The organism is Sporosarcina sp. YIM B06819 (assembly GCF_033485175.1).
GTDB lineage: Bacteria > Bacillota > Bacilli > Bacillales_A > Planococcaceae > Sporosarcina.
Genome location: NZ_JAWLIQ010000013.1, coordinates 100,059 through 112,622, shown reverse-complemented (window position 1 = coordinate 112,622; position 12,564 = coordinate 100,059). Strand labels below are relative to the sequence as shown.

General features: G+C 42.3%; 12 protein-coding genes. 7 read left to right on the top strand and 5 right to left on the bottom strand.

The window, feature by feature from the left end; translation table 11 throughout:
* Positions 1 to 96 precede the first annotated feature (96 nt).
* Together R2B72_RS10595 and R2B72_RS10590 are read left to right on the top strand one after the other, a co-directional pair.
* Complete coding sequence (locus tag R2B72_RS10595) at positions 97 to 1,005, top strand: TIGR01777 family oxidoreductase (RefSeq protein WP_318616492.1); 909 nt, start codon at positions 97 to 99, stop codon at positions 1,003 to 1,005.
* Between the two features lie 47 nt (positions 1,006 to 1,052).
* Complete coding sequence (locus R2B72_RS10590; RefSeq protein WP_318616491.1) at positions 1,053 to 1,856, top strand: polysaccharide deacetylase family protein; 804 nt, start codon at positions 1,053 to 1,055, stop codon at positions 1,854 to 1,856.
* A 29-nt stretch (positions 1,857 to 1,885) separates the two neighbouring features.
* On the opposite strand, the gene R2B72_RS10585 is transcribed toward R2B72_RS10590, so the two are convergent.
* Positions 1,886 to 3,064 carry an MFS transporter gene (locus tag R2B72_RS10585; protein WP_318616490.1) on the bottom strand — a complete coding sequence of 393 codons (1,179 nt, stop codon included), beginning with the start codon at positions 3,062 to 3,064 and terminating at the stop codon, positions 1,886 to 1,888.
* A 443-nt stretch (positions 3,065 to 3,507) separates the two neighbouring features.
* On the opposite strand from R2B72_RS10585, the gene R2B72_RS10580 reads away from it, so the two are divergent.
* The 3 genes from R2B72_RS10580 (at position 3,508) to R2B72_RS10570 (ending at position 7,533) form a co-directional block, all read left to right on the top strand.
* Positions 3,508 to 3,684, top strand: coding sequence for an SE1561 family protein (locus tag R2B72_RS10580; RefSeq protein ID WP_318616489.1), 177 nt, complete (start codon positions 3,508 to 3,510; stop codon positions 3,682 to 3,684).
* 20 nt (positions 3,685 to 3,704) lie between these two features.
* The gene (locus R2B72_RS10575; protein ID WP_318616487.1) at positions 3,705 to 5,243 is read left to right on the top strand and encodes a fumarate hydratase; all 1,539 of its coding nucleotides are present in this window, start codon (positions 3,705 to 3,707) and stop codon (positions 5,241 to 5,243) included.
* 385 nt (positions 5,244 to 5,628) lie between these two features.
* On the top strand, positions 5,629 to 7,533 hold the full coding sequence (locus tag R2B72_RS10570; RefSeq protein WP_318616485.1) for a heavy metal translocating P-type ATPase: 1,905 nt from the start codon (positions 5,629 to 5,631) through the stop codon (positions 7,531 to 7,533).
* Positions 7,534 to 7,559: 26 nt separating this feature from the next.
* Here R2B72_RS10570 and R2B72_RS10565 read toward each other — a convergent pair whose 3' ends face one another.
* Together R2B72_RS10565 and R2B72_RS10560 are read right to left on the bottom strand one after the other, a co-directional pair.
* Complete coding sequence (locus R2B72_RS10565; protein WP_318616484.1) at positions 7,560 to 8,546, bottom strand: YihY/virulence factor BrkB family protein; 987 nt, start codon at positions 8,544 to 8,546, stop codon at positions 7,560 to 7,562.
* A 27-nt stretch (positions 8,547 to 8,573) separates the two neighbouring features.
* Positions 8,574 to 8,930, bottom strand: a complete 357-nt coding sequence (locus tag R2B72_RS10560; protein ID WP_318616483.1) for a YtxH domain-containing protein — start codon at positions 8,928 to 8,930, stop codon at positions 8,574 to 8,576.
* 226 nt (positions 8,931 to 9,156) lie between these two features.
* Between R2B72_RS10560 and R2B72_RS10555 the strand changes: the two genes are divergently transcribed.
* Positions 9,157 to 10,527, top strand: coding sequence for a sodium:alanine symporter family protein (locus R2B72_RS10555; RefSeq protein WP_318616482.1), 1,371 nt, complete (start codon positions 9,157 to 9,159; stop codon positions 10,525 to 10,527).
* Positions 10,528 to 10,596: 69 nt separating this feature from the next.
* Complete coding sequence (locus R2B72_RS10550) at positions 10,597 to 10,818, top strand: DUF1128 domain-containing protein (RefSeq protein WP_318616481.1); 222 nt, start codon at positions 10,597 to 10,599, stop codon at positions 10,816 to 10,818.
* Between the two features lie 73 nt (positions 10,819 to 10,891).
* On the opposite strand, the gene motB is transcribed toward R2B72_RS10550, so the two are convergent.
* Both motB and motA read right to left on the bottom strand, forming a co-directional pair.
* Positions 10,892 to 11,650: a flagellar motor protein MotB gene (gene motB, locus R2B72_RS10545; RefSeq protein ID WP_318616480.1), complete on the bottom strand. Its 759-nt coding sequence runs from the start codon at positions 11,648 to 11,650 to the stop codon at positions 10,892 to 10,894.
* Complete coding sequence (gene motA / locus R2B72_RS10540; protein WP_318616479.1) at positions 11,634 to 12,452, bottom strand: flagellar motor stator protein MotA; 819 nt, start codon at positions 12,450 to 12,452, stop codon at positions 11,634 to 11,636. The genes motB and motA overlap by 17 nt, the downstream gene beginning before the upstream one ends.
* Between the last annotated feature and the right edge of the window lie 112 nt (positions 12,453 to 12,564).

Here is a 12,564-nt window from a genome sequence, read left to right as displayed (position 1 = left end):
TTTTCATATAACCCCCTACTCTCTATCAGTATACATGTTCTTGCGTTCAGGTTCAGCTTAATGGGGTATAGAATACTATTCGGAGGTGTTGAAAGTATGAAGATTGTCATTGCAGGTGGCTCTGGTTTTATCGGAAAAAAGTTAACAGATTTCCTTGTCAATGAAGGGCATGACGTAGTCATCTTGTCGAGGAAAGATAAAAAAGGAGCTGCTAACATCAGTTACGTTCAGTGGCTTCAGGAAGGGGCTACTCCAGAAATAGCGATTGGCTCAGCAGATGCTTTCGTCAATCTTGCTGGTGTGTCAATTAATGCAGGGCGTTGGAACGCTGAACATAAACAACAAATTTACGACAGTCGAATGGTAGCGACAGATGAGTTGTTGCGCATCATCTCTGCTTTATCAACCAAACCTTCTGTCCTCATCAATGCAAGTGCGATTGGTATTTACCCAGCTTCAGAAAGCACATTCTATACAGAAGCAGACACGGTGATTGGCGATGATTTCCTTGCACAAACAGTAGCAGACTGGGAAAAGAGAGCGGCATTAGTTGAATCTGAAGGTACACGGGCCGTCTTCATGCGTTTTGGCGTTGTTCTTGGAAAAGGTGACGGAGCCCTGCCGCCCATGGTATTGCCCTACAAATTATTTGCAGGCGGTAAAGTTGGTTCCGGCAGACAATGGCTATCCTGGGTACATATAGATGATGTCGTTCGGGCAATCAGATTTGCCATTGACAACAATCACATACAAGGTCCAGTCAACACGACATCACCGTTTCCGAAACGGATGGACGACTTTGGCAAAACAATTAGCTCCGTGCTACATCGTCCACATTGGTTCCCCGTCCCTTCATTTGTCATGAAGGCAGTGCTTGGCAAAAAAAGTGCACTCGTCCTCGAAGGACAACATGTCTTACCCAAAAAGTTAGCCGACAACGGTTTTGAATTCAAATTTCCTGATCTTGAATCGGCGTTAAAAAACATCCTACTAGAAGACGTATAAATTATCGCCTAACGCACATCCTACGAAAAAAGGAAGGTGCGTTTTTTATGTTCAAACGGCATGGCCTTGGAATTTTATTGGCTGCGTGTATCATTTTAGCCGGATTTATATTCAATCCCTTCTCTACAGCAGCAGAGGAATTTCACTGGGGATTTAAAAAAGCAACGGATGGTGTCCCACCAAATGCAGGTGCTGCACTCGATTCGATGCTCGATAAGCATGGTGCTATTTACAAAGGGAAGCCCGATGAAAAAATTGCCTATTTGACGTTCGATAACGGTTACGAGAATGGCTACACGGAAAGTATTTTAGATACGTTGAAAAAAGAAGATGTTCCTGCAACATTTTTTTTGACTGGACATTATTTAAAAAGCGCAACACCCATTGTCAAACGAATGATAAAAGACGGTCACGGCATTGGAAACCATACGTATGATCACCCGAACCTGACGACTCTATCTGAGCAAGGTATGGAGAATGATTGGAGAAAGTTCGACAAACTTTTATATGAACTTACCGGCGTAAAACGTACAGTCTATACAAGACCACCAGCAGGCGTATTTAATGACAACGTGCTCGCCAAAGGTAACGAACTGGGCTACCGCCATATTTTCTGGTCAGTTGCCTTCATTGACTGGCATAGAGATAAGCCCCGCGGTCGTGATTTTGCGTACAATGAATTGATGACCCAGCTTCATCCTGGTGCCGTCATTTTAATGCACACGGTATCACCTGATAATGCACAAGCATTGCCTGATTTTATCCGCGACGCCAAGAAAGCCGGTTACTCTTTCCATTCACTCGATGATTTGGTGTTGGAATATGAAAACATTCATTCGATTTTAAGGTAAAGAAAAGCGTCCGACTTTGGACGCTTTTCTTATGCCACTGGACTGTTAGATTTTATTCTCCCTATTAGAGAAATTGCGAACAAGGCCCCCAAGAATATTGAGATGAGCAATAAAAAGCTAAAATTTGCTTCCTTTTCAAGAAAAAGACCGCCTAGAAATGGCCCCGTCAAGCTGCCGATACTAAAAAAGATGCCACATAATAAATTTCCTGTTGGTAGCAATTGCTTTGGTGTCAATTCAGACATATACGAAATACCGAGCGAAAAAATAGAGCCGACGAAAAGACCAGCTATGAAAAACAGCGACATAACGGCAATTGTAGATGTTTCCACTATACTTGCCACGAAAAAAGACACCGCACCTCCGCCAAGTGCCATGAGAAAGACCGGACGCCTGCCGATTTTATCGGACAATATCCCAAGAGGTAGTTGTGAAACCATACCGCCAAAGGAAAATGACACTAAAATAAACGAGATAGATGTAAGATCTATGCCACTTCTTAATGCGTACACGGGATACATCGCATTGAGAGAGGATTCCAAAAATCCATAGCCGAATGGACCAAGAAATGCGAGCCAGGCAACAGTAATCGTTGCCTTGAAACGTGTAAAGAATCGTTCTTCAGCTGCCTTCCCCTTTATCACATCCGGGAAATCATTTTTCAATCTGAAAACAAGCGACCATGCGAACATACAAAGAATACCTGAAACAATGAAAGGCAATCCTTCAAAAATATTGACAAGCGGCACAAACAGCGGTCCTACCGCAAATCCTGTGCCAAACGACAAACCGTATATCGCAATATTACGACCTAGTCGTTGCTGAGATGAAAAACTCGTAATCCATGTCTGTGTAGAAAAATGCAGTGCATGATCACCAATGCCTATCAATAATCTTAATATGTACCAAAACACAACACTTTTCCATAACGGAAATAAGAGTAATGACACAAAAACAAGTATCCCACCACCGATGATGATTGGTTTATAGCCAAAACGGCGTAGTGGTGCTTCCATGAATGGGGATACAAGAAGCGTCCCTATATATAAGCCTGTCGCATTCAATCCATTCAACGCACTCGACACACCGTCGCGTTCGAAAATGGCTGAAATGAGCGGCAATAACATCCCTTGCGAAAATCCTGAGATTGACACGATGATGACCAGTATCCAAAAACGTTTCTTCTCTACTTGCGAAAAATTATCCATAGTTCTAACGCTCCCTAATTATGCTAATCCTTGTATGATTTTAGCATACGGGAACTACGAAATGACGGCATTTGATATATTTGACATCAATAAAGGCCCAGTCCATATCTGATAATCAGATTACGGCTGAGCCTTTACGTATGAATTGAACCTTCGTTATCATTTTCCATTAACATAAGTCGTAGTCGTCTTTCGGCATCTAGCCGGTGGACACTTACGGATCCCCTCCTTCACAACAGGATTCGATTCGCCTCTACTCTACGCCCTCCCTTTCATTTGATTACAAGTATCATAGCACGTAGTTCACCAATTGTAAAGATTCAGTTAAATTTATTTATTAATTATTTCTAAAGCTCTATTACATATTGGCACTAATGGCCACAGTAAGTTGAAAAATCCTCTTTTTTCGTTTACGATTACAGTAATGAAAAGAGGTGTACGGATTGGACAAACCACAAGATCTTAACCAGGTTGATGGATTGAAATCACGCTTCCATCAATTCCTTGAAACCCTTGATACAATTGAACCTGAAACAGCTGATTTACAAGAAATCGACCGCCTCATCAGTATGATTGACGAACTTGAAGAACAAGTCGAAAAGATAAAATCAAATAATTAATTATATAGGGGGAACTGAGCATGTACATAGAACAATTCGAGAAAAGTATGTATGACCTCATTTGTGAAACGTCAACAAATCTTCCAAAAGACGTCCGTCGGAAAATCCTTGCAGCAAGACAGCAGGAAGATGCGGGTACGCGTGCGGCGATGAGCCTTGATACGATTGCCCAAAATATCAATATGGCCGACGAAAAAATGTCGCCTATCTGTCAGGATACAGGCATGCCAACATTCAAAATCAAAACACCTGTTGGCGTCAACCAGCTTGAAATCAAAGCTGCCATCAAGCGAGCAATTGTTCAAGCGACAAAAGAGACGAAACTACGCCCAAATGCCGTTGATTCTTTAACTGGTGATAATAGCGGCGACAACCTCGGTGAAGGTGTTCCTGTCATGAAATTTGAACAATGGGAGCAAGACCATATCGAAGTAAAACTCATCCTTAAAGGCGGCGGCTGTGAGAATAAAAACATTCAATATAGCCTACCTACTGAGCTTGAAGGTCTTGGGCGCGCCGGACGCGACTTGGATGGCATCCGTAAATGTGTTTTACACTCTGTCTATCAAGCACAAGGACAAGGCTGTTCAGCTGGTTTCATCGGCGTTGGCATTGGTGGCGACCGCGCTTCTGGTTATGACTTGGCAAAAGAACAACTATTCCGTTCAGTGGACGATGTGAATCCAGATGCTCAATTAGCAGAGCTTGAAGCATATATTCTAGAGTCTGCAAACAAACTTGGTATTGGAACAATGGGCTTCGGCGGCGAAGCAACCCTTCTTGGTTGTAAAGTAGGGGTCATGCACCGTCTCCCAGCAAGCTTCTTCGTCTCTGTCGCTTATAACTGCTGGGCATATCGTCGGATGGCAATTGATATCGATGCAACATCTGGTGAAATTACAAACTGGCATTATAACGAAGGTGAAAAAATTGCCTTCACACAACAGGACACACAAGAAGAGGAGCAACCATCTGCTCGTACAGTAGAGCTGACTGCACCAATTTCTGAAGAACAAATCCGAGACTTAAAAGTCGGAGATGTTGTTAAAATCTCGGGTCGCATGTTTACAGGTCGCGATGCAATTCATAAATATCTTTCCGAAAATGAATCACCGGTCGATTTAAACGGGCACATCATTTACCACTGCGGTCCGGTTGTATTGAAAAAAGATGATGGCGGCTATGAAATCAAAGCAGCAGGTCCAACAACTTCGGCCCGCGAAGAACCATACCAAGGCGATATTATGAAGAAATTTGGTATTCGTGCGGTCATCGGTAAAGGCGGCATGGGTCCTAAAACACTTGCTGCACTTGAAGAACACGGCGGCGTCTATCTAAACGCAATTGGCGGAGCTGCACAATATTATGCAGACTGCATCAAAGCTGTTGAAGGCGTTGACCTTCTCCAATTCGGAATCCCTGAAGCAATGTGGCATCTTCGTGTCGAAGATTTCACCGCGGTTGTCACAATGGACTCACACGGCAACAGCTTACATGCCGACGTTGATAAATCATCACTTGAAAAACTAGCACAATTTAAAGAGAAAGTGTTTAGCTAAACGAATAATGCCCTGCATCGGAGCTATTTCCGGATGCAGGGCATTTTTGTATGCTCGGAGTGTGGTGCATTTTTGTGCTGTAACCGAGCGCCTGACACCACTACACCTTGTTCAAGGTTTGTGCTAGCGCATAGAAAAGTCCATGAGATTGGAAAACGGTGTCTGGCACTCGCCTGTTAAATGCCCCAGCGGATTCTAATTGCAACTCCACCTCCTCAAGCTAATCTGTAACACTTTCCCTTTCGACATGATATACTATAAACAATAATAATTATTACTTTATAGTTTATATTAATTAGTCGGTTCCCTAACAGGGGAACCGACTTTTGTACTTTATATAGAGTTATGAAAGTGATACTCATTATCAATTAAGGAGGGTTTTCATATGACAATTATCAGTGAAAAACAAAAAAACACATCTATCAATTGGTTAGAACATCTCGAACTCATCGCTGCCATTAGTTCCGGTATCTTGATTGGCATCGCATGGTTGATGAGGAACAATGACACAGATACCTTTTCCGTTACCCTTTACATCATTGCTTTTTTAATCGGTGGATTTGCCAAAGCGAAGGAAGGCATCGAAGAAACAATCAAAAACAAAGCGTTAAACGTCGAAATGCTAATGGTTTTCGCGGCACTCGGGTCTGCCATTATTGGCTACTGGGCAGAAGGTGCCATCTTGATTTTCATCTTCGCAATTAGTGGTGCTCTTGAAACGTACACATTGAACAAAAGCCATAAGGAAATTTCAGCACTCATGGAGCTACAGCCAGAGGAAGCTTGGCTTATTAAACAAGACGGAACCGAAATCAAAGTGCCAACCGCTACACTAAAGGTCGGATCCATTCTCCTCGTCAAACCTGGCGAACGGATTCCAGCCGATGGTGCCATCACTTACGGCACTACATCTATCGATATGTCAGCCATTAATGGTGAATCAATTCCCGTTACAAAAGAAACGGGTGATGAATTATTTGCAGGCACCGTCAACTTAAGTGGCGCTATCCAAATGGAGATGACCAAACCGAGCTCTGAAACACTTTTCCATAAAATCATTACGCTCGTCCAAAGCGCACAAAGTGAAAAGTCACCTTCCCAGCAATTCATCGAAAAATTCGAGGGTACGTATGTCAAAGGCGTTATCTTTACGGTACTTTTCATGATGGTCCTCCCCCACTACCTATTCGGTTGGGATTGGACGACGACGATTTACCGTGCCATCGTCCTACTCGTTGTTGCGTCTCCCTGTGCCCTAGTCGCATCCATCATGCCTGCAACGCTCGCAGCGGTCTCTAACGCGGCGAAACGAGGCGTGCTGTTCAAGGGCGGCGTTCATCTTGAACACCTTGGTTCCATTAAAACGATTGCCTTCGACAAAACAGGAACACTTACCAATGGTAAACCTGTCGTCACTGACTTCCTTGTTCGTGATGGCGTAAATCCGGATGAAGTATTGGCATTGCTGGCAAGTATCGAATCCCAATCGAATCACCCTCTCGCCGTTGCCATTACAAATTATGCGGCCGACAAAGCGATACCATTGTCACGTAATATTCAAATCGAGGACGTCCCAGGTCATGGAATCCGAGCATTCACGGATAACGGAGAATACCTTGTAGGTAACCCACGTTTTGTTGGCAATAAACTAGCGCAAGAATTTCAACAAGGCATCGCTTTGGCGCTAGCAGATGAAGGAAAAACCGTTATTTTTATGAAAGATAGCAAGGGAATCATTGCTGCTGCCGCTTTACAAGATACATTACGTTCCGAAGCTGTTCAGGCTATTAAAGACCTGAAAAATGCAGGTATATTAACCGTGATGCTAACCGGCGATAACGAAAAAACAGCAGCTGCCATCGCCAAAGAAGCCGGGCTCGATTCTTACGTCGCTGAATGTTTACCCGAAACAAAAGTCGACCATCTAAAACGGCTTCTTACTGAATACAAAAATGTCGCCATGGTAGGAGACGGCATCAATGACGCCCCAGCACTGGCAACCGCAACATCTGGCATTGCGATGGGCGAAGGGACTGATGTTGCACTCGAAACTGCAGATATCGTTCTGATGCGAAATGATTTAACGCGCATTGCTTATGCCATCAAGCTATCCCGTAAAATGCAGCGAATTGTCAAACAGAATGTCATTTTTTCTATCGTGGTCATCACCATTCTTATCGTTTCAAACTTTATGCAAGTTGTTGATTTACCTCTTGGCGTCATCGGTCATGAAGGAAGTACAATTCTTGTTATCTTAAATGGTCTGCGAATGCTCAATCGAATTGATTGAAACCCCAAAAAGGCAATGCACACCATTTATATGGTCGCATCGCCTTTTTTCTTCATCAATTTTATCGATTCCCGCTCTGACATAACCGCGTTAAGCTGTCCGCCGAGCATCAAAATAATTCCAGAGAAATACAACCACATCATCAGAACGATAATCGCTCCAATACTGCCGTATGTACTCGAGAAGCTCCCAAAATTTCCGACGTAAAATGAAAATACAAACGAAGTCAAAATCCATCCTATTGTAGCAAACGCTGCCCCCGGAATAACACTTTTCCAACGGAGTTTTATATTCGGAACTACCCAATAAACGGTTACAAATACGAGGAAAATAAGAACAGGTGGTATACTCCAACGCAAGCTTTGCCATATAGCGAGAAATCCTTCCTCTAATCCAAAAACCGAAAATGCAAGAATACCTATTTGCCTCCCGAATACCGGTAAAATAAGTGCAATGAGAAAGACAACAATCAATAACACCGTAAATACTAATGACAGCGCACGTGTGACGACGTAGGAGCGTGTCTCTGCGGTATAATAAGACAGATTTAAAGCCTTCGTAAGCGCGTTCATCCCCTTAGATGCAGACCAGATTGTAGCAAGTGCACCGACCGACAGTAAACCACCATTCCTATTCGTCAGGATTTCTGCCAATGTATCCTCAATGAGCATAGCAACACTCGCAGGTGCATACTCTCGAATATATAAAAAGACTTGGGTATCATCAATATTCAGAAATGGCAGTAATGTAATTAAAAAAATTAGTAACGGGAATAGAGATAACAGAAAAAAGAAAGCTAACTGAGAAGCTAATCCAGTCACATCTATTTTCTTAATACGAATCAGTAGCTCTTTCCAAAACCCTTGGGTTGTCGTGATATCAAACTTATCAAGGTCCCCTTCTACGACATCATCGTAAAACTTTAAAAACGCCGTTTCACCTACAAAACGATCAATTTCTTGTCTAACTTTACTTTTTTTCTTGTCAGGAGTAAAACGTTCTTTTTCTTGCATATTGTCATCACTCCCTTCAAAATCCAGTTATTCTTGTGCCTCATTTACAATTGCTTTATATTCATCCTTCGACTCGATAAATGTTTCTTTTGTATCCATCACAAGCTCCTTCACTTGCGGTGTTAACGTTTTTAACTCTTCAACCTGCGCTTTAATGTATGCGGCATCTCCTGCTAACTGTTCATAAAGCGATTGATACTTGTCTGTTTTCTCTTGCACCTTGAATTTTAAGATATCCGGGTTTTTTGAATAAAAAGCGATTTCGGAGACAAGCCCCTTCGATTTTATTGTCACCTGTTCACGCGTACTTCTGTCAAACATACTTGCAACTGCACCGACAAGCGCTCCCAGAATAATAAATTTACCAAATTTACTATTACTCATGTTAAACCCTCCAATTTCAACTAATTCGCATACATCATTATACCCTGAAGCAAAGATAAACAAACAATATAGTCAGTTAATAAAAAAAAGACTTGACGAAAGTTGTAAACTTTCGGAATATTAACATTAGGACTATTTATTTAATACAGCGAAAGGGGGCGTTTACAAAAAGCATTCTACTAAAATTTAGTTAAAGAACTGTCAAACTCACAAAGGGGGTAAGGGAATGGACGCAGTACAAGGTTTTTTAGATAAGATTGGTGGAATTATTTGGGGGCCGCCACTTCTTATACTACTCGTTGGAACAGGTATTTTCTTGACATTCAGACTAGGATTTATTCAAGTACGGCTTTTACCGTATTCATTAAGACAAGTTTTTTCAAAAAACCATGATAAAAAAGCAGACGGAGATATTTCACAGTTCCAAGCACTTATGACAGCTATGGCTGCAACAGTCGGAGTCGGAAATATCGTCGGAGTAGCAACAGCCGTAGTCATGGGGGGGCCAGGAGCAATTTTCTGGATGTGGCTAGCCGGGTTTTTCGGGATGGCAACAAAATACGGAGAAGCTATTTTAGCTGTTAAATACCGCGTAAAAGATTCACAAGGCCAAATGGCCGGCGGACCCATGTATTACCTTGAGCATGGATTGAAACAAAAATGGCTCGGTATCCTTTTCGCCCTATTCGGTGCTCTTGCAGCATTCGGTATTGGGAATGGTACGCAAGCAAAAGCAGTTGCCGACGTCATGAAGCTTACTTTCAATGTTCCACACTGGGCTACGGGTATCGGTCTCCTCATTTTCGGAGCGTTAGTTATCCTCGGTGGTATTAAATCAATTGGTAAAGTGACAGCATTTTTCGTTCCAATCATGGCATTGTTCTATTTTATCGCAGGTGCCATTGTCGTTGTCATGAACTTTAACCTGGTTCCTGCTGCATTTGGACTCATTTTCTCAGATGCATTCAGTGGACAGGCACTCGCGGGTGGAGCTATCGGTACCGTTATTCGTTTCGGGGTTGCCCGTGGTCTATTCTCCAATGAAGCCGGCCTTGGTTCTGCTCCAATCGCCGCTGCGGCTGCCAGAACGGATCTTCCTGGACGTCAAGCACTTATTTCAATGACACAAGTACTATTTGACACTATTATTATTTGTTCAATTACAGGTGTAACGATTGTTATGTCTGGACAATGGAAAGATCCATCGATTTCAGCAGGTGACCTTACTGCCGCAGCATTCGGTACTTTCCTTGGTAGTGCTGGGCCATACATCGTTGCTATCGGCCTAATTTTCTTTGCCTCTTCCACCATTTTAGGCTGGAGTTACTATGGCGAGAAATGTTTCCAATACCTCGTGCCAAATCAAAAGTATGTCCGATTTTATCGTATTGCCTTTGTCGGCTTTATCTTCGTAGGGGCAACAGCAACACTCGACATTGTATGGACATTCGCTGATGTCATGAATGGGCTCATGGCAATTCCGAACTTAATCGGACTGCTTGGCTTATCTGGTGTTATCGTCTATGAAACAAAACGTTTCCATGTAAAAATGAAAGAAGAGGAAGCAGCAAAGGCCGATGCAAAGAAAGCCGCTTAACTTTCAGTTGACACTCCGTTGGATTAATGAAATGATAAGTTCCAAGCTTATGAAAGGTGGACAACATTCATGGATTTATCTAACCCAACGCCAGAAAACGTTATGTATATGATTGAACAGATTAAAGAAAAACTTCGTATGGTCAATGTTGATGCAATGAAAGCGGAGAATTTTAGTACCTCACAATATGAAGATTTGCACTATATGTACGAAATGGTCATGAAACGTGACACAATTACACCTAATGAAATGCAAGCCATTGTTGCAGAGCTTGGTTCATTAAGAAAATAACTAGATGAGTAGATTGAATTCAAAAAAATTCACCCGTAGATATTTCTACGGGTGAATTTTTTTGATGAATTTACTATTCAAATGAAGTTCCATCTTTGAGCACAAGTGGCTGAATAAGTACTTCTACTCTCCGATTTTTATCCCGGCCCTCTGCTGTGTCGTTTGATGCGATCGGTAAATTTTCCCCATACGCTTTTGTACTAAAGAGTAGTGGATCAATTTTGTCATTTTCAACGAGAATTTCTAAAAAATTCACGGCCCGAATCGCACTAAGTTCCCAGTTTGATTGAAATTCAGAATTGTACATGGGGACATTGTCGGTATGTCCACCTATAACAATCTGGCGAGGCGGATCAAATACGAGTAGGTCAGTAAGGTCGCCAGCAATCGATTTGTACTCTTCACGGATTGTCGCTTTACCTGGACTAAAAAGAATACTATCTCTTATTGTGATAAGCAATCCCTCATCCGTCAATTTTGTTGCAAATTGATTTTCCAACTCATTCACTGCAATATACTCATCCAAGTTTCCCTGAATTTCGCTAAGTGACTTTTGATCTTCCAAGTAGGATGTATTTTCCTCGTTAGAACCGATTGAATCTTTTGGTATAGGCACAGTTGTTTGTGTCGCATTATCCATCATGCCATAGCCACCATCAAAAATCTGATTAAAAACTGATGACATCTTGCTAAATTTGGCTTCGTCCACTGAACTAGATGCAAATAGCACCACGAAAAGCGCGAAAAGAAGAGTCAGAAGGTCGGCATATGGTAAAAGCCAGGATTCATTAACATGATGAGCTTCTTGTTTCTTCTTACGTCTCTTCCGCAAACCGGCTCGCCTCCTTCTTACCATCATCATTTTTAGCATTTAATTTAAGTCGCTCATTAGCTGATAGATAAGATGCTAGCTTCTGCTCGATCACACGTGGTGCTTCCCCTTCAAGAACAGAGAGGATTCCTTCAACCATCATCTTTTTTTGACGAACTTCATCAGCCGATTTACGTTTCAACTTATTGGCAAATGGATGCCAAAGAACGTATCCGGTAAATATACCAAGTAATGTGGCTACAAACGCAGCGGCTATTGCAGCTCCTAACGCATCAATATCATTCATATTATTAAGTGCTGCGATTAGTCCAATAACTGCTCCTAGAACCCCTAGTGTAGGTGCATATGTGCCTGCTTGTGAAAAAATAAGAGATCCGGCTGAATGACGCTCTTCCATGGCATCGACTTCTTCACTCAGAACATCCCGGATATAATCGGCATTTTGTCCATCAACTGCTAAACCAAGGCCGTTTTTTAAAAATGGATCTTGTATCTCGTCCGTCTTTGCCTCGAGCGATAATAATCCTTCTCGTCGAGCGACGTCCGCCCAGCCGGAAAACATACGGATAATATCAGCATCCGATGCAAGTTTTTGCTCTTTGAAAATCACACCAAAAAGTTTAGGTACACGTTTCAATTCATTCATCGGGAAAGCGATAACAACAGACGCAATCGTCCCCATTATGATGATGAGGATGGCTGCTACGTTAAACAAGCTGCCTAGTGCAACACCTTTCATAACCATTCCCACCAAAAGTGCAACAATACCTATGATTAGCCCAAAAACTGTTGATACATCCATACATTGAACCTCCAATAATTCCATTCTTCTTCTTATTTCGGCATATTTCTTAATTTCTTTAGGAAGAGCCATAGAATAAATGTAGTAAGTTCTAGTCAACCGTCTTAACCTG

Excerpts from the sequence above, each read along its gene's own strand:
- R2B72_RS10550 (WP_318616481.1), top strand. The coding sequence starts at position 10,597 with ATGGATTTATCTAACCCAACGCCAGAAAACGTTATGTATATGATTGAA.
- R2B72_RS10575 (WP_318616487.1), top strand. The coding sequence starts at position 3,705 with ATGTACATAGAACAATTCGAGAAAAGTATGTATGACCTCATTTGTGAA.
- R2B72_RS10585 (WP_318616490.1), bottom strand. The coding sequence starts at position 3,064 with ATGGATAATTTTTCGCAAGTAGAGAAGAAACGTTTTTGGATACTGGTC.
- R2B72_RS10595 (WP_318616492.1), top strand. The coding sequence starts at position 97 with ATGAAGATTGTCATTGCAGGTGGCTCTGGTTTTATCGGAAAAAAGTTA.
- R2B72_RS10570 (WP_318616485.1), top strand. The coding sequence starts at position 5,629 with ATGACAATTATCAGTGAAAAACAAAAAAACACATCTATCAATTGGTTA.
- R2B72_RS10565 (WP_318616484.1), bottom strand. The coding sequence starts at position 8,546 with ATGCAAGAAAAAGAACGTTTTACTCCTGACAAGAAAAAAAGTAAAGTT.
- R2B72_RS10590 (WP_318616491.1), top strand. The coding sequence starts at position 1,053 with ATGTTCAAACGGCATGGCCTTGGAATTTTATTGGCTGCGTGTATCATT.
- R2B72_RS10555 (WP_318616482.1), top strand. The coding sequence starts at position 9,157 with ATGGACGCAGTACAAGGTTTTTTAGATAAGATTGGTGGAATTATTTGG.
- R2B72_RS10560 (WP_318616483.1), bottom strand. The coding sequence starts at position 8,930 with ATGAGTAATAGTAAATTTGGTAAATTTATTATTCTGGGAGCGCTTGTC.
- motA (WP_318616479.1), bottom strand. The coding sequence starts at position 12,452 with ATGGATGTATCAACAGTTTTTGGGCTAATCATAGGTATTGTTGCACTT.